General features: G+C 66.4%; 12 protein-coding genes. 9 read left to right on the forward strand and 3 right to left on the reverse strand.

The window, feature by feature from the left end; translation table 11 throughout:
- The 6 genes from AO684_RS10620 to zapE all read left to right on the forward strand — a co-directional run.
- On the forward strand, positions 1 to 1,044 hold a 1,044-nt coding region (locus AO684_RS10620; RefSeq protein WP_054302728.1), incomplete at its 5' end, for a glycosyltransferase.
- 189 nt (positions 1,045 to 1,233) lie between these two features.
- Positions 1,234 to 7,629, forward strand: coding sequence for a type I polyketide synthase (locus tag AO684_RS10625; protein WP_054302729.1), 6,396 nt, complete (start codon positions 1,234 to 1,236; stop codon positions 7,627 to 7,629).
- Between the two features lie 4 nt (positions 7,630 to 7,633).
- On the forward strand, positions 7,634 to 8,599 hold the full coding sequence (locus tag AO684_RS10630; protein WP_054302730.1) for a glycosyltransferase: 966 nt from the start codon (positions 7,634 to 7,636) through the stop codon (positions 8,597 to 8,599).
- 73 nt (positions 8,600 to 8,672) lie between these two features.
- Entirely contained in the window at positions 8,673 to 13,187 is a 4,515-nt protein-coding gene (locus tag AO684_RS10635; protein WP_054302731.1) for a MupA/Atu3671 family FMN-dependent luciferase-like monooxygenase, read from the forward strand.
- Positions 13,180 to 13,806, forward strand: a complete 627-nt coding sequence (locus tag AO684_RS10640) for a 4'-phosphopantetheinyl transferase (RefSeq protein ID WP_054302732.1) — start codon at positions 13,180 to 13,182, stop codon at positions 13,804 to 13,806. Before AO684_RS10635 ends, AO684_RS10640 begins: the two co-directional genes overlap by 8 nt.
- Positions 13,807 to 13,843: 37 nt before the next feature.
- On the forward strand, positions 13,844 to 14,938 hold the full coding sequence (gene zapE / locus AO684_RS10645) for a cell division protein ZapE (RefSeq protein WP_054302733.1): 1,095 nt from the start codon (positions 13,844 to 13,846) through the stop codon (positions 14,936 to 14,938).
- A gap of 16 nt (positions 14,939 to 14,954) precedes the next feature.
- Here zapE and AO684_RS10650 read toward each other — a convergent pair whose 3' ends face one another.
- A complete protein-coding gene (locus tag AO684_RS10650) occupies positions 14,955 to 15,602 on the reverse strand; it encodes a carbonic anhydrase (protein ID WP_054302734.1) in 648 nt (215 codons plus the stop codon).
- 150 nt (positions 15,603 to 15,752) lie between these two features.
- Between AO684_RS10650 and AO684_RS10655 the strand changes: the two genes are divergently transcribed.
- Genes AO684_RS10655 through AO684_RS10665 form a run of 3 tightly spaced genes read left to right on the forward strand, consistent with a single transcriptional unit; the run spans position 15,753 to position 18,394 of the window.
- Positions 15,753 to 16,136 carry a hypothetical protein gene (locus tag AO684_RS10655; protein WP_054302735.1) on the forward strand — a complete coding sequence of 128 codons (384 nt, stop codon included), beginning with the start codon at positions 15,753 to 15,755 and terminating at the stop codon, positions 16,134 to 16,136.
- Positions 16,137 to 16,194: 58 nt separating this feature from the next.
- Entirely contained in the window at positions 16,195 to 17,571 is a 1,377-nt protein-coding gene (locus AO684_RS10660) for a M17 family metallopeptidase (protein ID WP_054302736.1), read from the forward strand.
- 1 nt (position 17,572) lies between these two features.
- A complete protein-coding gene (locus AO684_RS10665) occupies positions 17,573 to 18,394 on the forward strand; it encodes a C40 family peptidase (protein WP_054302737.1) in 822 nt (273 codons plus the stop codon).
- Positions 18,395 to 18,403: 9 nt separating this feature from the next.
- On the opposite strand, the gene AO684_RS10670 is transcribed toward AO684_RS10665, so the two are convergent.
- Both AO684_RS10670 and AO684_RS10675 read right to left on the reverse strand, forming a co-directional pair.
- Positions 18,404 to 18,760: a DUF2794 domain-containing protein gene (locus tag AO684_RS10670; RefSeq protein ID WP_054302738.1), complete on the reverse strand. Its 357-nt coding sequence runs from the start codon at positions 18,758 to 18,760 to the stop codon at positions 18,404 to 18,406.
- A gap of 277 nt (positions 18,761 to 19,037) precedes the next feature.
- Positions 19,038 to 20,039 carry an asparaginase gene (locus AO684_RS10675; RefSeq protein ID WP_054302810.1) on the reverse strand — a complete coding sequence of 334 codons (1,002 nt, stop codon included), beginning with the start codon at positions 20,037 to 20,039 and terminating at the stop codon, positions 19,038 to 19,040.
- Positions 20,040 to 20,135: the final 96 nt, after the last annotated feature.

The raw sequence follows: 20,135 nt of genomic DNA on the forward strand, positions 1-20,135 counted from the left end.
CGCGGCGGCAGTTCGGGCGCGCTGGCATCCGAAAGCCGGGCGGACGGTGCTGTGATGCAGGTCGACCTGGGGGTCTTTGCGCATAACGAGGCGGCGGGCATCGCGGCGATGGTCGCGCGGCTGAAGGCGCAGGTGGTTCCGGATATCGACCTGCGTATCCTCGTGCTGGCCAATGGCTGCACCGATGATACGGTCGCCCGCGCCCTTGCGGCCGGAGCCGAGGTGGCCGATCTGCCGGAAGGCGGCAAAAGCCGGACGTGGAACCGTTTCGTCCATGACCTGTCCCGCCCCGGGGCCGGTGTGCTGATCTTTGCCGATGCCGATATCCTGCTGCCCGAGCCTGACGCGCTGGCGCGGCTGGTCAATGCTTTGCAGGCGCGGCCGGGCCTGCATGTGATGAACTCGCGTCCGGTGAAGGATATCGTGGCCGATCCGCAGGGACTTGGCTGGCAGGACCGGCTGATCGCCATGGCAGGTGGCACGCTGGATGACTGGCAGACCGCGATCTGCGGCCAGCTTTACGCCATGCCCGCCGCCTGCGCCCGCCTGCGCTGGCTGCCTGCGGGTCTGCCGGTGGAAGACGGCTTTCTGCGCGCCATGGTGCTGACCGACGACCTGACCGCGCCCGAAGATCTGTCGCGCATTGGCGGTGCCGATGTCTGGCACATCTACGAAAGCGAACGCAGCCTTGCCGGGCTGATCCGGCATCAGGTGCGGATCGTCATTGGCTCAGCGCTCAACATGGCGGCCTTCGGGGCGCTGCGCGGAATGGCCCCTGTTGCCCGCAGGGCCGCCTTGCAGCAGGCGGCGCGCGATCAGGGCTGGCTGCGCCGCATCGCGCGAAGCCGACTGCCGCGCTGGCCCGACGGATTCGTCCCGCTGCACTTTCTGGTGAAACGCAGCCGGAATCTGCTAGGCCAGCCGCGCCGTTTGCTGCGCCCCAAAGGGGTGTTGCTGTTGATTGCGGGCTTCGGTTTTGACCTGATTGTCTGGCTGATTGCCCAGTTTCGCATGTTCCGGGGCACCGGCGCGGGCCATTGGTAAGGCACTTTCGCCTCAGACCAGCGGAGAATGCGGCGAGAATGTGGCGAAAGCGTGGCATTGTCACCAACTACGGGATGGACCGTTGATCCATCCCCCGTGTCTATCGTCAGGCGGCGGTTTACGTTAAGGTTCACAGGGTTGAGTGGTGTGGCCGCAGCTTTTGGGCGGTTGCCGGATTGGTGAAAGTGGATGTCGGACAAGGGGTTTGAACCGTCGGGGATTTCGGAAACCGACATTGCAATTGTCGGGATGGCGGCGCATCTGCCCGGTGCGCCCTCGGTCGAGGCGTATTGGCAGAACCTGCGCGACGGGATCGAAAGCATCCGCCATCTGACCGAGGCCGAATTGCTGGCCAATGGTGAAAACCCTGCGAAGCTGCGCAACCCGAATTATGTGCCCGCCGCCGCGCCGCTGGACGGCTTTGCCGATTTCGATGCCGATTTCTTCGGCTTCTCTCCGAAAGAGGCTGCGATCCTTGATCCGCAGCACCGGCAGTTCCTGGAGGTGGCGTGGGAGGCGATGGAGAACGCGGGTCATGTGCCCGAGGCGTTCCGCGGCGCCATTGGCGTTTATGCCGGTTGCGGCATGGGCAGCTATTTCTACTTCAACCTCTGCTCCAACCGCGATCTGGTCGACGGCACCGGCATGTTCCTGCTGCGCCATACCGGCAACGACAAGGATTTCCTGTCGACCCGCGTCAGCCATATCTTCGACCTGAAGGGACCCAGCATCAACCTTCAGACCGCCTGTTCCACCTCGCTGGTGGCGGTGCACTATGCCTCGCAGGCGCTGCTGAATGGCGAATGTGACATGGCGCTGGCGGGCGGCGTGACCATCGAACTGCCGCAGGGTCGGGGCTATGTGTTCCACGAGGGCGAGATCCTGTCGCCCGACGGCCACTGCCACGCCTTCGACCATCGCGCGCAGGGCACGGTTTTCGGCTCGGGCGCGGGTTGTGTGGTGCTGCGCCGCGCGGTCGATGCGATCCGTGACGGCGATCATATCTGGGCCATCGTGAAGGGCAGCGCAGTCAATAATGACGGCGCGGCGAAGGCGGGCTATCTGGCGCCCTCGGTCGAGGGGCAGGCGCGGTGCGTGGCCGAGGCGCAGGCGATTGCAGGCGTGACCTCGGATACCGTCGATTACGTCGAATGCCACGGCACCGGCACCTATCTGGGTGACCCGATCGAGGTGGCGGCGCTGACGCAAGGCTTTGCCGAAAGCGCGCAAAGCGTGGGCACCTGTCGCATTGGCAGCGTCAAGACCAACATCGGCCATCTGGATACTGCCGCCGGGGTGGCGAGCCTGATAAAGGTCGCGCTGAGCCTGCATCACCGCGAGATGCCGCCCAGCCTTGGCTACGAGGCGCCGAACCCGGCGATTGATTTCGAAACCTCGCCCTTCCGGGTGAATGACCGGCTGACCCCGTGGGAGGGCAAGGGCCGCCCGCGTCGCGCCGGGGTCAACAGCCTTGGCGTCGGTGGCACCAATGCCCATGCCGTGCTGGAAGAGGCGCCGGGCCGAGAGGTGTCGGACGCCTCCGACTGGCCGTTCCAGCCCATCGTGATTTCTGCAAAATCGAAGACCGCGCTGGATGCGCAGGCAGCGCGCCTGGCGGCACATCTGCGGGCACACCCGGAACAGCCGCTGGCTGATGTGGCCTTCACTCTGAAGGAGGGCCGCCGCGCCTTTGAAAAACGCCGGGTTCTGGTGGCTGAAAGCCATGCCGGGGCCGCCGATCTGCTGGAGGGTAAAGACCCGCGCCGGGTGTTCAGCCATGACTGGCTGGGGGATGACCCGGAGGTCGTGTTCATGTTCCCCGGTGGCGGGGCGCAATTCGCCGGAATGGCCCGGGATCTTTACGATACCGAACCTGAATTCCGCGACTGGATGGATCGCGGCCTTGCGGTGCTGCAACCGAAGCTCGACTACGACATCCGCGCCCTCTGGCTGCCCGAACCGGGGCAGGAGGCAGCGGCCAATGCGCGCCTGAAACGGCCCTCGGTGCAGTTGCCACTGATCATGATCGTCGAATATGCGCTGGCGAAGCTCTACCAAAGCTGGGGCGTGCAGCCTGCCGCGCTGATCGGGCATTCCATGGGCGAAAATACCGCCGCCTGTCTGGCCGGTGTGATGTCTTTCGAGGACTGCATAGGCCTCGTGCATCTGCGCGGGCAGTTGTTCGATACCGTGCCGCCGGGTGGGATGCTGTCGGTCCCGATGGAGGAGGCAACACTGCGCCCGCGTCTGACCGGCGATCTGGATATGGCCAGCGTGAATGCGCCGGGGCTCTGTGTCGTCTCCGGCCCCGATGCGGCGCTGGCAGACCTGGCCGCCGCCCTGGCGGCGGATGAGGTGGAAACCCAGCGCATCCTTATCGACATCGCCGCGCACAGCCGGATGCTGGAGCCGATCCTGGCCCGCTTCGGCGCCTATCTTCGGTCGATCCCGCTGCATGGGCCGGAGGTGCCTGTAATCTCCAACCGGACCGGGCTGCCCCTGACGGCGGCAGAGGCGACGGACCCCGATTACTGGGTCCGCCATCTGCGCAACACGGTGCTGTTCCGGCAGGGGATGGAGCATCTGACCGCGACGCCGGGCCGGGTGTATCTGGAGATGGGGCCGGGCCGCGCGCTGTCGTCGCTGGCGCAGGCCAATGGCGTGGCACCGGGGCAGGTGGTCGCGGCGCTGCGCCACCCCGAACAGCAGATGGCGGATGATGCCTGGCACATGGCCAGCATCGCACGGCTTTGGGCCTGTGGCGTGCCGGTGGACTGGGAGCCCGTCTGGGGCGGGGCGCGGCGCCGGCGCGTGCCGCTGCCGGGCTATGCCTTCCAGCGCAAAACCTATTTCGTCGAACCGGCGCAGCCGCAGGCCGCCGGGGTTGAGGAAACACCCGCGCGGATCGCGGATGTCGCGGGCTGGGGCTGGCGCCCGGTCTGGCGTGCCCGTGCCGCCGAGGAAGAGGACGAGCCCGCAGCGCACAGCTGGCTGGTCTTCGCCGACGAGGCGGGGCTTGCCCTGCCGGTCGTGACGCGGTTGCGTGCCGAGGGGCATCGCGTGACCGTGGTGCGCAGCGGCGATGCTTTCGCCCGTGATGGTGAAGGGAACTATACCCTCAATCCTGAACGCGGGCGCGAAGGCTATGATGCGCTGATCCGCGATCTGGTCGCGCATGGCCATGCCCCCGACCGCATTGCGCATTTCTGGCTGGTGACGGAGCGCGAAAGCTTCCGACCCGGATCAAGCTTCTTCCATCGCAATATCGAACAGGGCTTCTATGCGCTGATGTTCCTCGGGCAGGCGATTGCCGGGGAAAACCTGCCTCAGCCGATCCACATGACCGTGGTGACCAGCGGCGCGGTGCAAGTCGCGGACGAAGGGCTGTCGTACCCCGAGAAGGCCGCGATTGCAGGACCGGTGCGGGTGATCCCGCGCGAACTGCCGGGAATGACCTGCGCGACGCTGGACCTGCGGCTGCCCGTCCCGGTGCGCGGCTGGCGGGCCAAGCCCGCTCCGGCGGCGATGGAGCGTTTGGCGACAGAGGTTTGTGAAGAATTGCTGGCCCCGCCGGGCAACCGGATGGCGGCGCTGCGCGATGGCAAACGGCTGGAGCGCGGATTGAAGAAACTGCCGCTGCCCGAGGCCGGGCTGGACCTGCCGGAAGGGGCGCCGGTGCTGATCACCGGCGGTTTCGGCGGTATCGGGCTGACGCTGGCCGAAAAGCTGGCGGTTGCGGCAAAGGCAAAGATCCTGCTGATCGCGCGGCGCGATCTGCCGCCGCGTGACGACTGGACAGCGCATCTGGCCCGGCACGGTGCAGCCGATCCGCTGTCGCGGCGCATCCTCGCGGTGCAGCGGCTGGAAAGCCTTGGCGCCGAGGTGCGGGTGGCCCGTGCCGATGTCTGCAACACCGAGGAGATGCGCGCGGCGATCACGGAGGCGGAGGCCGAATTCGGCCGCATCCGCGCGGTGATCCATGCGGCGGGTGTGGTGGACGACGGCCCGCTGCTGACCAAGAGTCCGGCGGCGGTGGAGGAGGTCTTTGCGCCGAAGCTGCACGGCACGCAGGTGCTGGATATGCTGTTCCCCGATGGGACGCTGGATCTGCTGGTGCTGTTTTCCTCGACCTCCACCATCACCGGCCCGGCGGGGCAGGTGGATTATGTGGCGGCGAACGAATACCTGAACGCCTTTGCGCAGGCACGGGCTGGGGGCAAGGCGCGGGTTCTGGCGCTGAACTGGGGTATCTGGTCCGATGTCGGCATGGCGGCAGAGGCGTTGGCAGACCGCACCGGCAACCGCCCACCCGCGCCGAAACTGCCGGTCAGCGGGCGCCCCCTGCTGGCCGAGAGCACCTTTGACCGCGAGGGCGCGCGGCTTTACGAGACCGATCTGAATACCGGAAGCTGGCTGCTGGATGGCCACCGCACGACGGCCGGTCAGGCCCTGGTGCCCGGTACCGGCTATCTGGAAATCGCGGCCGAGGCGGCGGCGGAAGAAGGCTGGGCGGCCTTTGAACTGCGCGATCTGATGTTCTTCCGCGCGCTTGAAGTGGCGGATGACGCGCAGCGCGCGATGCGGTTGCGACTGTCCGCCACGGACGAGGGCTTTGCGTTCGAGGTCCGTTCTGCGCAGGACTGGCGCGGGCGGCAGGGGTTTGCACTGAACGCGCAGGGGCGGCTGATGCCGCTGCGGGGAACGGCGGCCACGGTCGATCTGGCGGCGATTGCCGCGCGGATGGGGCCGGCAGCCGAGGATGCGAAGGGCATCCGCTCGCCACAGGAGGACCACCTTGTCTTCGGTCCGCGCTGGCGCGTGCTGCACCGCATGGCGCTGGGGCAGGGCGAGGGGCTGGCGGTGCTGACCCTGCCGCTGGCAGCGCAGGTCGATCTGACACAGGGCTGGCTGATGCATCCGGCGCTGATGGATCTGGCGACCGGCTGGGCCATGGGCCTGATCGAGGGCTACCGCCCCGACCACCTCTGGGTGCCGGTCTCCTATGGCCGGGTGCGGGTCTGGGGGCCGATCCCGGCGCGGGTCCACAGCTGGGTGCGCAATGCTGCCGCCAACCGGGGCGAGGGACCGGTGGCGGTATTCGACGTCACGCTGGCGGACGACACCGGCCGCGTGCTGGCCGAGATCGAGGGCTTCACCATCCGGCGGCTGGAAACCGGCTTTGCCGCACCGCCACTGGCCGAACGCGATCTGACCTTCGACACCGATCCCGCAGGCGCCCGCCCGGCCTCGCCGCAAGAGGAGCGGCTGCTGCACAACCTGTCGCAGGGCATCCGCGCCGAAGAGGGCGCCGATGCCTTCCTGCGTGCCGTGGCAACCGGGCAGTCGCAGGTCATCGTCTCGTCGCTGGACCTGCCCGCGCTGGTGCGGCAGGCTGACCGGGCCGAGGCCGCCGCACGACCGGAGGGGCAGAGCTTCGCCCGCCCGGATCTGGACAGCGACTATATCGAGCCACGCAATGACATCGAACGCACGCTGGTCGGCTTCTGGCAGGATCTGCTGGGCGTCGGGCAGGTCGGGGTCGAGGATGATTTCTTCGCGCTGGGCGGGCACAGCCTCATTGCGGTGCGCCTGTTCGCCATGGTGAAAAAGGCGTTCCGGGTGGATTTCCCGATCTCGGTGCTGTTCGAAGCGCCGACCATCGCCGCCTGTGCCCGGCTGATCGAGGAACGCATCGGTCCGCAGGACAGCGTGGCCGAAAAGGCGCCGCAGCCGACCCGTCGCTTCACGCATCTGGTTGCCATGCACGAAGGTGCGGGCGGGCCGAAGCAGCCGTTTTTCCTTGTCGCGGGTATGTTCGGCAATGTGCTGAACCTGCGGCATCTGGCGCAGCTTCTGGGCGGGGATCGGCCGTTCTATGGCCTTCAGGCGCGCGGGCTGTTCGGCGAGGACGAGCCGCACCGCACCTTGCCTGAGGCCGCCCGTGACTACATCGCCGAACTTCGGCAGGTGCAGCCTCAGGGTCCTTACCTTCTGGGCGGGTTCTCGGGTGGCGGTCTGACCGCATGGGAAATGGCGCGGCAACTGGAGGCGGAGGGTGAGGCGGTTTCGCTTCTGGTTCTGCTCGATACGCCGCTGCCGTTGCGCCCGCCGCTGTCCGGTCGCGACAAGGCGCTGATCAAGCTGGCAGAGCTGAAGATGCGGGGGCCGGGTTATCTGCTGGACTGGGCGAAAGCGCGCTGGGCTTGGGAGGTGCAGAAGCGCCGCCCCAAAGCCGTGACGGAAACTTCAAACCAGTTCCACAACGCGGAAATCGAAGCCGCCTTCCGGGCCGCCCTGCCGCAATATGCACTGCCGCTTCGCAAAGGGCCGACCGCCCTGTTCCGTCCGCCGCTGGACCGCAAGTGGAAGGTGTCTAACGGTCAGTGGGTCAGCGCCGCGAAGGAATATGTGTTCGCAGACAATGACCTGACCCGTTTCGCCCCGGCGCTGGTGGTGCAGGAGGTTCCGGGCGATCACGACAGCATGGTGCTGGAGCCGAATGTCCGCGTTCTGGCGGCGCGTCTGCGCGAGGCGATTGCGGCGGCCGAAGCCCCGGCCCCGCATCTGCGCGAGGCGGCGGAGTGACGCGATGCCCCGGCTGCTGACGGTCATTCTCAACTGGCGGACGCCTGACATGACGCTGCGCGCCTGCGAGGCGGCGCTGCGCGAAATGGCCGGGCTTGAGGGCGCCATCACCATCGTTGACAATGCGTCGGGCGATGGCTCGTTCGATGCGATGCAGGCAGGCGTCACCGCGCGCGGCTGGGACCGTGGCGCGGTGCCTGTGCAGGTGCTGCAATCCGGACGCAACGGCGGCTTCGGCGCGGGCAACAACTTTGGCATTCGTGCGGGCCTGCCGGGCGATGTGCGGCCCGATTACGTCTATATCCTGAACTCGGATGCTTTCCCCGATCCCGGTGCCATCCGTGCGCTGCTGGATCATCTTGAGACCCATCCCGCCACCGGCTTCGCGGGCAGCTATATCCATGGGGATGATGGCGCGCCGCATCGCACAGCCTTCCGCTTTCCGACCCTCTGGTCGGAACTTGAAGGCGCCGCGCGCTTCGGCCCGATCTCGCGCCTGTTGCGACGCCATATCGTTGCACAGCCGATCCCGCAGGCGACCACGCGGGTCGACTGGCTGGCAGGCGCCAGCCTGATGATGCGGCAGGAGGTGCTGGACCGGATCGGGCTGTTCGATGAAACTTTCTTCCTTTACTTTGAGGAAACAGACCTGTGCCTGCGTGCGGCCCGCGCGGGATGGCCCACCGATTATGTGCGCGGCTCCGAGGTCACGCATATCGGCTCGGTTTCGACGGGCATGAAGACCTGGAGCCGCATTCCGCAATTCTGGCTGGACAGCCGGCGCCATTATTTCACCAAGAACCATGGGCATATCTATGCCGCTGTCGCGACGCTTGCCCATGTGGCGGGCGGGGTCTTGTGGCGCCTGCGCCTGCTGGTGCAACGCAAGGACCGGGGCGATCCGCCGCATTTCCTGCGCGATCTGATCGTGCATTCCTTGCGGCGGGTCGGGCAGCGCGATCCGGGGTAAACCCGGAGGAAGAATGGTGTGCGCCCCTTGCAACAGGGGCATCGCCGCCCGCAAGGGGCGGAAGGAGTGTATGATGAACCCGGTGTCCTGTTACCTGATCGGCAATGAAAGCCTGACGCGCGAATGCGGTGCGATGTGGCTGGCGCGTGGCCATGCCATTGCGGCGCTGATCACCCACAATGCGGATGTCGCCGCCTGGGGCGTGGGGCAGGGGCTGACGGTCATCGCGCAGGAACCGGGGTGGGAGACGGGGCTGCCTGGCGCGGTGGACTGGCTCTTGTCGGTGGCCAACCTCTCGCTGGTGCCCGAGACCGCCTTGCAATGCGCGGCGAAGGGCGGCGTGAACTTCCACGACGGGCCGCTGCCGCGTCATGCCGGTCTGAACGCGCCGGTCTGGGCCATTCTGGGCGGCGAGTCGGAACATGGCATCACCTGGCATCGCATCACCGATGGCGTGGACGAAGGCGCTATTCTGGTGCAGCGCCGCTTTCCCATTGCCGCGACCGATACTGCGCTGACGCTGAACACCCGCTGTTTCGAGGCAGCTTTGGACAGCTTCGCCGAGGTGATGGCGGCGCTGGAGGCCGATGCGCCGGGTGTGGCGCAGGATTTCACACAGCGCAGCCTGCATCTGCGGACGGATCGTCCGGCTGCGGCAGGACGCATCGATTTCACCCAAAGCGCGGATCAGGTGGCCGGGCTGGTGCGGGCGCTGGATCATGGCAGCTATTGGAATCCGCTGACCACGGCAAAGCTGTGGGACGGGCGGCGTTATGTCGTGGCAGGCGGGGCTGAGGTGGTGCCCGGTGTCGGTGTGCCGGGGCAGGTGCTGGCGGCGCGCGAGGATGCCGTGACGGTGGCCTGCGGCACAGGCGCAGTGCGGCTGTCGCGGCTGACCTGCCAGAAGGGCTTCCCGGTTTCAGGTCTCAGCCTGCCGAACGCGCTGACATCGGCCAGCCCGGCGGAGGCAGAGGCCCTGACCCGCGCGCTGGCCGGGGTGGTGCCGAAGGAACTGGCGCATCGCAGGGCGCTGCTGACGCTCGACCCCGCCGAGGTGCCGGGGGCCACGGCCGCGACGGCACCGGAAGTCTGGAAATCGGTTCCGCTGTCCCTGCCGTCACTGGCACTGGGCGCCCTTGGAGCGGTGCGGCTGTCGGGCAAGCCGGTGGCCGATCTGGCCTGTGGCGCGGCCCATGCGACGGAGGGCATCCTGTCGGACTGGGTGCCGCTGCGGGTGGCGGCCGAGGGCCCGCTGCCCGAGGCGCTGGAACGGGTGGAGGCGGCCTTGCAGGCGGCCGGGCTGCACCCGGCCTTCGCGCTGGACTTGCTGGCGCGCGAGCGGCGGCTGTTCGGGCTGACCCCTCCCGCCTTTGGCATTGGCCTTGCGCCGGTACCAGGCACGGTGGTCACGTTTTCCCCTGACGCACTGCATTATGACGCGAGCCGCCTGAGCGTGGAACAGGCGGAGGCGCTGGCTGCACGCCTGTCAACCTTTGCCGCTGCCGCGCAGGGCGAGGCGCGGGTGGAAAGCCTGCCGGTTCTGACTGACACGGAGCGCGAGGCGGCGCTGGTCGTCCCGAACCGGACAGCGAAATCCTATGACGCCACGCAATGCGTGCATCAGGCGTTCGAGGCGCAGGTGGTGCGCAGCCCCGAGGCGGTGGCCGTGGTTTTCGAGGGCGAAAGTCTGACCTATGCGCAACTGAACGCCCGGGCCAATCATGCCGCGCATGTGCTGGCGGGAATGGGAGTTGTCCCCGGCACGCTGGTCGGCCTGCATTGCCGCCGCTCGCTCGATCTGCTGGTGGGCGCGCTGGCCATCCTCAAGGCGGGTGGCGCCTATGTGCCGATGGACCCTGCCTATCCGGCCGAGCGCACGGCCCTGTTCATCGAAGACAGCGCCTGCCCGGTGATCGTGACGCAAGGCGCACTGTCCGCGGCCTTGCCCGCTGGTCCGGCGCTGTTGTGCCTTGATACCGATGCCCGGCTGGCCACGGCGCCCGAGGCCAATCCGCACAGCGACGTCACCTCCGCCGATCTGGCCTATATGATCTATACCTCCGGTTCCACCGGACGCCCCAAGGGGGTGATGGTTGAACATCGCAATGTGGCGAATTTCTTTGCCGGGATGGATGACCGCATCGACCACACGACAGGGGCGGTCTGGCTGGCCGTCACCTCGTTGTCCTTCGACATCTCAGTGCTGGAACTGTTCTGGACGCTGGCGCGCGGGTTCAAGCTGGTGCTGACCAGCGACGAAAACCGGGCACTGGTATCGAACGGGCGCATCGGCTCGGCGAAGGGGATGGAGTTTTCGCTTTATTACTGGGGCAATGACGACGGCGCCGGGCCGAAGAAATATGAACTGCTGCTGGAGGGCGCGAAATTCGCCGACAGCCACGGCTTCTGCGCCGTCTGGACGCCAGAGCGGCATTTTCATGCCTTCGGCGGTCCCTATCCGAACCCTGCGGTCACGGGCGCGGCGGTCGCGGCGGTCACGAAGAACATCGGTGTGCGGTCGGGTTCGGTCGTTTTGCCCTTGCATCACCCCGCGCGCGTGGCCGAAGATTGGGCCGTGATTGACAATCTGACAAACGGGCGGGCCGCTTTGGCCGTCGCCTCGGGCTGGCAGCCGGACGATTTTGTCCTGCGCCCCGAAAACACTCCGCCGAATAACCGCGCCGCGATGTTCGAGGGGATTGAGCAGGTCCGCCGCCTGTGGCGGGGCGAGACTGTGGATTTCCCGACGAAAACAGGAACCTTTGGTGTGGTGACCCAGCCGCGCCCGGTGTCGAAGGAACTGCCGGTCTGGATCACCACCGCCGGTAACCCTGCGACCTGGCGCGAGGCAGGCGAGATCGGTGCCAATGTGCTGACGCACCTGCTGGGCCAGAGTATCGAGGAAGTCGCCGACAAGATCCGCATCTATCACGACGCGCTGCGCAAGGCGGGCCACGATCCGGCGGATTTCAAGGTGACGCTGATGCTGCACACCTATGTTTGCCGCGACCGCGATCAGGCGCGGCGGGTGGCGGAAAAGCCGATGAAGGATTACCTCGCCTCGGCCGTGGGCCTTGTGAAGCAATATGCCTGGGCCTTCCCGGCCTTCAAGAAGCCGCAGGGCATCGAAAATCCGCAGGACATCGACCTGCGCAGCCTGTCGGACGAGGAGAACGAAGCGATCCTCGATTTTGCCTTCCACCGCTATTTCGAGGATTCGGGCCTGTTCGGCACGGTCGAGGATGCGCTGGACCGGGTCGAAAGCCTGAAACGCATCGGCGTGACCGAGGTGGCCTGTCTGATCGACTATGGCATCGCGTCGGAGGCGGTGATGGAGGGGCTCTATCCGCTGGCCGAGGTGCTGCGCCGCGCCAATGCGGGCGGGGAACCTGCGGCAGACGATTTCTCGATTGCCGCGCAGATCCTGCGCCACAAGGTGACGCATCTGCAATGCACGCCCTCAATGGCGCGGATGATCCTGATGAATGCTGAGGCTGGTATGGCGCTGGGGCAGGTGAAAACCCTGATGCTGGGCGGCGAGGCGCTGCCGGGCGCTTTCGTCCGCGATCTGCGCAAGGTGACCGGGGCGCGTATCCTCAACATGTATGGGCCGACCGAAACGACGATCTGGTCCACGGTCGAGGAAGCGGGCGATGGCGAAGGCGTGGTGAACATCGGCACCCCCATTGCCAATACACAGGTCTATGTGCTGGACGACCGGCAGCAGCCGGTGCCACCCGGCGTGGCGGGCGAGCTGTGGATTGGCGGCGATGGCGTGACGCGCGGCTACTGGCAGCGCGAAGATCTGACGGCGGAACGTTTCCTGCCCGATCCGTTCACACCGGGTGGCCGGATGTATCGCACCGGCGATCTGGTGCGGCTGCGGAGGGATGGCAAGCTCGACTATCTCGGTCGGGCCGATTTGCAGGTCAAGCTGCGCGGCTACCGGATTGAACTGGGCGAGATCGAAAGCCGGCTGGAGGCGCTTCCGGGCGTCACGCAGGCGGTGGTTCTGGCACGCGAGGATCAGCCGGGCGATTTGCGGCTGGTGGCCTATTACACTGGCACGGCACAGGAAACTGCGCTGCGGACGGCGCTGGCTGACAGCCTGCCCGAACATATGGTGCCCGCGCATTTCCTGCGGCTGGAGGTCTTTCCGCTGACCCCCAACCGCAAGGTGGACCGCAAGGCGCTGCCCGCGCCGCAGGTTCAGGTGGCGGCGGTGGTGCACGAGGCGCCGCAGTCTGGCCTTCAGACACAGATTGCGGAGGTCTGGCAGCGCGTGCTGGGTGTGCCCAAGGTGGGGGCTAAGGACAATTTCTTTGCGCTTGGCGGGCATTCGCTGCTGGCGGTGCAGGCCCACCGGGAATTGCGCGACGGTCTGGGGCTGTCGAAGCTGTCGATCACCGACATCTTCCGCTTCCCCGTTCTGTCCGCACTGGCCGCGCATCTGGGGGACGCCGTGAAGCCCTTGGCTGCCCCTGCTGCCAATACAACCGCGCCGCCGCCGGTGACGGAAGACCGGGCGGCCACGCGGGCCGACATGATGGCGCGGCGGCGTGCGCTGCGGACGGGGCGTGATGGCTGATCTGAAGGCGTTGTCTGTTGCGGCACGGGATCTTCTGCCCGCAGCCGTCGGGGTTGGTGTCAGCGATCCGCAGGGTGATCACCCTCCCTTTCCGGGCGAAGAGGCGAGCGGCCTGCCCCAGCGGCTGGCCGAGTTCCGCGCCGGTCGAGTGGCGGTGCGCGAGGCGATGGCGATGATTGGCCTGCCGCCCCTGCCGGTGCCGATGGGTGAGGACCGCGCGCCGGTCTGGCCCAGGGGGCTGATCGGCTCGATCAGCCATTCGGCGCAGCTTTGCCTTGCCGCCGTCGCCGTGCCCTCGCCCCTTCGGGGGCTTGGTGTCGATCTGGAACCGGCGCTGCCGCTGGAGGACGATCTGCGCGCGGCGGTCCTGCGTCCCGAGGAAGAGCATTACGACCCGCACAGGGCCAAGCTGGCCTTTGCAGCCAAGGAAGCTGCCTACAAGGCGCAATATGGCCTCAGCCGCACGCTGTTCGATTTCCATGTCCTGTCGGTCGATCTGCAACCCGACAGCTTCACGGCGACATTTCAGGAGGAAATCACCCCCTTCCGTGGCGGCCAAATCCTGCATGGCAGATGGGCCGAGGTGGCGGGCCATTTCCTGTGTACGGTAACGCTCTGATCTTTTCGCGGCGCTGCGGCGCCGCTATGACAGGATCATGCGCGAGACCATGACCCAGATCTACGAAGCCCGTGTCGCTGCCGGACGGCTGCGGCCCGATCCGGCCCAGCATGCAGTATTGCCGATCCTTGAGGATCTGCGCCGCTGGCTGGAGGAAAACGCCACCCGCAAGGTGGGGCTGTTCGCGGGCCTGTTCGCCCGCCCGGTGACGCCACCCAGGGGGCTGTATCTTTGGGGCGGGGTGGGGCGCGGCAAGTCCATGGTGATGGATCTGTTTGTCGAAAGCCTGGACATTACGCAGAAGCGGCGGGTGCATTTCCATGCTTTCATGCAGGAAATCCACAAGGGTATGCATGAGGCGCGACAGCGCGGGGTGGAAGATCCGCTGAAGCCCGTGGCTGACCGCGTGGCCAAAGATGTGCGGCTGCTGGCCTTCGACGAAATGCAGATCACCGACATTACCGATGCGATGATCGTCGGGCGGCTGTTCCAGCTGCTTGCCGATCAGGGCGTGGTGATCGTGACCACCTCGAACCGGGTGCCCGAGGATCTCTACAAGAACGGGCTCAATCGCGGGCTGTTCCTGCCCTTCATCGACTGGCTGCGCGAGAGGTTCATCGTGCACGAGCTGGAAAGCCCGAACGATTACCGCCAACACCGGCTGCAAGGGGCGCAGGTCTATTTTCATCCGGCAGGGCAAAGCGGCCCGGCGATCGAGGCGATCTGGCGCGATCTGGTGGGCGGGGTCTCTGGTCAGCCGCTGCTGCTGGAGGTGAATGGCCGGCAGGTGGAAATTCCGCGCTTTGCCAATGGCGTGGGGCGCGCAACCTTCTGGGATCTCTGTGCCCGTCCGCTGGGACCGGCGGATTATCTGGCCATCGCGCAGGCCTTGCGCGTGCTGGTGCTGGAGGATGTGCCACAACTTTCCGCCTCGAACTACAACGAGGCGAAGCGCTTCGTCACGCTGATCGACGCCTTGTATGAGGCAAAAGTGCGGCTGATCTGTTCGGCGGCGGATGTGCCCGAACGGCTTTATGCCGAGGGCACGGGGGCGTTTGAATTTGAACGCACCGCCAGCCGTCTGCGTGAAATGCAGGATGCCGCCTGGGGCAGCGAGGCGGCGGCAGAGTAACCGCCGCCGCGAAGGCTCAGAACGGCACAAAGGCCTTGGCTGCCGGGTCGTATTGTTCCAGCCCGCCTTCGCCGATGTCATTCCACAACCCGTGCAGGGTCAGGATTTCCGCTTCGACGGCTTCGCGCACGAAGGGGAAGGTCATCAGGTTTTCCAGGCTGACCAGCACCGCTTCCTTTTCCAGTGCGCGGGCGCGGTCGGCATCGGGCAGATGGGCGACCCGTTCATAGCCGGGGCGCAGAATATCCATCCAGCGGCCGACGAAGCTGGTTTTTTCCAGCAGTTGCGGCGCGTGGCCGGAACACATGTCGTCGCATCCCTTCACGCCCCCGCAATTGGAATGGCCGATGACGATGACATGCGCCACTTTCAGCGCCGTCACCGCATATTCGACCGTGGCCGAAGTGCCGTGATTGCCGCCATCGGGGCTGTAAGGCGGCACGAGACCGGCGATATTGCGGTGGATGAAGAACTCGCCTTCATCCGCACCGAAGATCGAGGTCACATGCTGACGCGAATCGCAGCAGGAAATGATCATGGCGCGGGGATGCTGGCCGTGGGCGGCGAGGCGGCGATACCAGGCCTTGTTGTCCTGATAGGTCGTGGCCTTCCAGCCTGAGTAGCGGCTGACAAGGTAGTGCGGCAGCGGTCTGGCGTATTCCATCGGGGCCTCCGTCAGATCTGGCAGAATGTGGCCCGGCAATACGATGCAATCGCAGAAAATTCGAGAGGTTTCTTTTACACGCCGCAACCTTTTGTTCAGCCTGCCCGCGCAGGATGGACGCGGGTGTGAAACAACGGGTTGGGTGACGCCATGAGCGTTCAGGTAACGGTCCTTCGACCGAAAGAGCAGTTGCGGCAGGATGTGGAGCCTGTTGCGGCCATGTATCGTGATATGGGCACCGCGCAGGCGGAACAGGTGGTGACGCGCGCGCTGGGGGAGCTTGCGCTGACCATGGCGGGGCTGGCGCAGCAGGTGCGCGGCCATGACATGACGAACCTGTCACGCCAGTTGCGCAGGCTGCAACGTATGTCTGAACATATGGGCATGATCAGCCTTGGCCTTGTGGCCGCCGATGCTCGCGATTGTCTGGAACAGGGCGATTCGACGGCGTTCTCGGCGGTCTGGGCGCGGCTGTTGCGGGTGGCCGAGCGGTCTTTGGTGGTGGACAAGGACGTGCTGGACCAGAGCCTTTAGCGGGGCTTGCGGGCGGCGATGGAACGGCTAGGCTTCGGCCGATCTGGAAGGAGTTGCCATGACCCCCGCATTCGCCGATCCGCAAAGCCTCTCGCGCCCGCTGCATGTGGTGGCTGCCGACGATCTGGAACGCTGGCTGGAGGCCGCGCCGCCCGGTCTTGCCGTCTGGGCGCGGGACAATGCCTTCAGGGCCGGTCTGGGCGATGTGCTGCCTCTGCCGGGTGAGGGTGGGGTCATGGCCGGGGCGCTGATCGGGTTCGGCACCACGAAGACCCGCGCGCGCAGCCGGTTTGGCCTGTCGCGTGCGGTCACCACCCTGCCTGCGGGCGACTGGCATTTCGAGGGATTGCCGCCGGATCACGCCGCCGAGGCGGCTCTGGGCTGGCTGCTGGCACAGTATCGGTTCGACCGCTACAAGCCTTCGACCCGCATTCTGCCGGGCCTGAAATGCCCGGCGGGTGTGGATGAGGCGCAGATTCTGGCGATGGCGGCGGGGGAATATCTGACCCGCGACCTGATCAACACCCCCGCACAGGATATGGGACCGGCCGAGCTTGAGGCGGCCTTCCTGGCGCTGGCCGGGCGTTTCGGTGCCGCGACCCAGATTGTCGCGGGCGATGCGCTGGAGCGGGACTTCCCGATGGTTCATGCGGTCGGCAAGGGATCGGACCGGGCGCCACGTCTGATGTCGCTGCGCTGGGGGCAAACGGGGCCGAGCCTGACGCTGGTCGGCAAGGGGGTGTGCTTCGATACCGGCGGGCTGAACCTGAAACCGTCCTCTGGCATGCAGCTTATGAAGAAGGACATGGGCGGCGCGGCCACGGTCATGGGGCTGGCGCTGATGATCATGCAACTGGACTTGCCCATCCGCCTGCGCGTCATCGTTCCGGCTGTGGAAAACAGCGTGTCGGGCCGTTCGATGCGGCCGAAGGACATCCTGCGCTCGCGGAAGGGACTGACTGTCGAGGTAAATGACACCGATGCCGAAGGACGGCTGGTGCTGGGTGACGCGCTGACATGGGCGGCAGAGGAAAACCCGGAGCTTCTGGTCTCGATGGCGACGCTGACCGGCGCGGCGCGGGTGGCGGTGGGGCCGGATCTCGCCCCCTATTACACCGATGACGCAAGGCTGGCAGCGGCGCTGGAGGCGGGGGCTGCCACAGGTGCCGATCCGGTGTGGCGGCTGCCGTTCCATGATGCCTATGAAAGCGTGATCGAGCCGGGGATTGCCGATCTCGACAATGCGCCGGGCTTCGGCTTTGCCGGGTCGATTACCGCCGCGCTGTTCCTGCGCCGCTTTGCCGATCATCCGCGCTATATGCATTTCGACATTTACGGCCATACGCCCAGCGATGCCCCGGCCCGGCCCAAGGGCGGCGTGGGGCAAGGCGCGCGGGCGCTGCTGTGCGCGCTTCCTGATATGCTGGGACTCTGATTTGGACCGGCGCCTGACCCCCGCAAATGCCCGTGCCGCGCTGGACAGCCTGCGCGGGATTGTCGATGCGCCGGTCTATGTGCCGGGTGAACCCGCGCGGGTTCTGCCGGCTGTTTCGGATCTGCTGAAAACGCCCGAAGGCGCGCGGGACCGTCAGGTGCTGCACGGCGAGGTGATGACGGTCATTGACAGGCATGAAGGCTGGGCCTTCGTGCAGGCGGCGAAGGATGGCTATTGCGGCTATCTGCCGGACAGGGCGTTGGGCGCGCCAGAGGCGGCAACTCACTGGGTCTGTACCCCGTCAACGCATCTCTACGAAGGGCCTAAAGTGCAGCACCGCGCATTGATGCAGCTGCCGATGGGGGCCCGGCTGAGGGTCATCGGGCAAACCGGCCCCTGGGCGGAAACGGCGGCAGGCTTTGTGCCCGCAATGCATCTTATGGCGCTGGGGCAGCACCATCCGGACCCGGCGCGTGTGGCGCAGAGGTTTCTGGATGCGCCCTACCTTTGGGGCGGCAATTCCGTGGCCGGGCTTGATTGTTCGGGGCTGGCCCAGCTTGCCTTCGCCGCCTGCGGGGTTTCACTGCCCGGTGACAGCGATCTGCAATCCGCCTGCGGGCGGGCCATCGCGGCCGAAGAGCCGCTGCGCCGCAATGACCTTCTGTTCTGGAAGGGTCATGTTGCCATCGCCCTGTCCGCGGACCACATGATCCACGCCACTGCTTCGGTCATGGCGGTGACGGAAGAACATATCGGTGAGGGTATCGCCCGTATCCTTGCGGCAGGGGAGGGGCCTGTGACGCACCGGCAGCGGATCGTCTAGCCTGACGGCCTATTCGATGGGACGGATCAGCTTGCGGTCAAAGACACGCAGCACGGCCACCAGATCATGCCCGCGTCGCAGCACCTGCCCGCCTTCCCCGATCACGGCATAGGCCCCCTGTTTCTGCCGCAGCTTCGGGCGCTTCTCGATCCGGTACAGCGGCACTTCGGCAGTGCGGCGGAAAACCGAGAAGATCGCAACATCGCGCAGGGCAGAGATCGCATAATCGCGCCACTCGCCTGCGGCGACCATGCGGCCATAGACCGAAAGGATCTGGCCCAGTTCCATCCGGTCGAAACGCACAAGCTCTGCCGAAGTCGAGGGCAGCGGGATCGGGGCAGGCGGCACGGGAGGCAGGATCGACATGTCATGATGCTGTCACCAACCCTGCCGCAAATCAAGCGGTCTGGCGGCGCGGCCCTTTGGCCTCAAGCTTGCCGCGATCTTCGTCAAAAGGCCCGGATGGCACCATGATTGCGCCGCGAATCCGGGGGATGGTGAGAGCAAGGTGAAAGCCGGGGTCGATGGACGAAAGCCCCCACCCAGCCTGTCGGCCCCGGTTTTTGCCTGTGAGTGGCCCCCCGGACAGCCCTTTCGGCTTTTCGGGGGGTCTTGTCATTTGGCCAGCGCGTGCGCCAGGCGGTCAGGCGCCGGGGAAGCCTTCGGCAAGCCGGATCTCGCCCGTCTCGATCCCGCGCCAGTTGCGCTGGACCGCAGCGAGCCGCCGCCGGGCAGCGGGATGCGCCGGGTCCAGCACGCCAAGGCGCACCAGAAGTGCGGCGATGGCGGCCTCCGACGCGCGGCTGTTGCCATCGATGATCTTCAGCGCAATGCCCATCCTGCGTTCGGGCACGATAGCGACGAATACCGCTTCGGCTCCGGTCTTGATCGTCACGCGGCCGCCCATGGCACGCATCAGCTCGGTACAGGCACGACCTTCACCACCCACAAGTTCGGGAAATTCTGCCATGGCGCGCGTCAGGCGGTGCGCCGCGCGGTCGCGGGCATCTCCCGTGCCGGTGGCGGTGGCGAAAGAGGCCATGGCGCGGGCAAGGCCATGGACCGTGGTAGCGAAGTTAGGGGCCGAACAGCCATCGACACCCCAGCCGGGGCTGGCCTCGCCCGTCACCTCTTCAAAGGCGGCGCGGATGGCGCGTTGCAGCGGATGGTCGATTTCCACATATTCAGGGCCAGCCTTCACATGACGGCTGTAGGTCAGGAAGCCCGCATGCTTGCCGGAACAGTTGTTGTGATACTGGCAGGGCTCGTCCCCGGCGCGGATCAGCCGGTCGCGTTCCTCCCGGTCTGACGGCTCGTGGCTGCCGCAGCGCAGATCGGCCTCGGCCAAACCCAGACCCTCCATCCAGGCGCGTACCGTATCGACATGCAGCGCTGCGCCCTGATGGCTGGCGCAGGACAGCGCGAGTTGTGCCGGGCGCAGACCCGCCGCATCGGCGGCCCCGCTTTCGACCAGTGGCAGCGCCTGCAACATCTTGCAGGAGGAGCGCGGAAAGATCACCGCGCCGGGATCGCCCCAGCTTTCGACGATCGCGCCGGTTTCATCGCAAATCACTGCATGGCCGCTGTGGCTGCTTTCCGGCAGCCCCCCACGCCAGAGTTCGACCATCCGCACCGCTGCTGTCATTTTCATCCTCACAGATGCGCGATTCCTTGCCCAGCAGACTTTCGCGCCTTGCCATTTTCTTGTTATGCAGGGATATCGGGTGAAATGCCCGCCCGC

The organism is Gemmobacter sp. LW-1 (genome assembly GCF_001303875.1).
In the GTDB taxonomy this organism is placed as follows: Bacteria; Pseudomonadota; Alphaproteobacteria; order Rhodobacterales; family Rhodobacteraceae; genus Gemmobacter; species Gemmobacter caeni.

Bases quoted from the DNA above. Each gene is read 5' to 3' on its own strand.
- AO684_RS10675 (WP_054302810.1), bottom strand. From the start codon at position 20,039: ATGACAGCAGCGGTGCGGATGGTCGAACTCTGGCGTGGGGGGCTGCCG.
- AO684_RS10655 (WP_054302735.1), top strand. From the start codon at position 15,753: ATGAGCGTTCAGGTAACGGTCCTTCGACCGAAAGAGCAGTTGCGGCAG.
- AO684_RS10640 (WP_054302732.1), top strand. From the start codon at position 13,180: ATGGCTGATCTGAAGGCGTTGTCTGTTGCGGCACGGGATCTTCTGCCC.
- AO684_RS10670 (WP_054302738.1), bottom strand. From the start codon at position 18,760: ATGTCGATCCTGCCTCCCGTGCCGCCTGCCCCGATCCCGCTGCCCTCG.
- AO684_RS10650 (WP_054302734.1), bottom strand. From the start codon at position 15,602: ATGGAATACGCCAGACCGCTGCCGCACTACCTTGTCAGCCGCTACTCA.
- AO684_RS10625 (WP_054302729.1), top strand. From the start codon at position 1,234: ATGTCGGACAAGGGGTTTGAACCGTCGGGGATTTCGGAAACCGACATT.
- zapE (WP_054302733.1), top strand. From the start codon at position 13,844: ATGCGCGAGACCATGACCCAGATCTACGAAGCCCGTGTCGCTGCCGGA.
- AO684_RS10660 (WP_054302736.1), top strand. From the start codon at position 16,195: ATGACCCCCGCATTCGCCGATCCGCAAAGCCTCTCGCGCCCGCTGCAT.
- AO684_RS10635 (WP_054302731.1), top strand. From the start codon at position 8,673: ATGAACCCGGTGTCCTGTTACCTGATCGGCAATGAAAGCCTGACGCGC.
- AO684_RS10630 (WP_054302730.1), top strand. From the start codon at position 7,634: ATGCCCCGGCTGCTGACGGTCATTCTCAACTGGCGGACGCCTGACATG.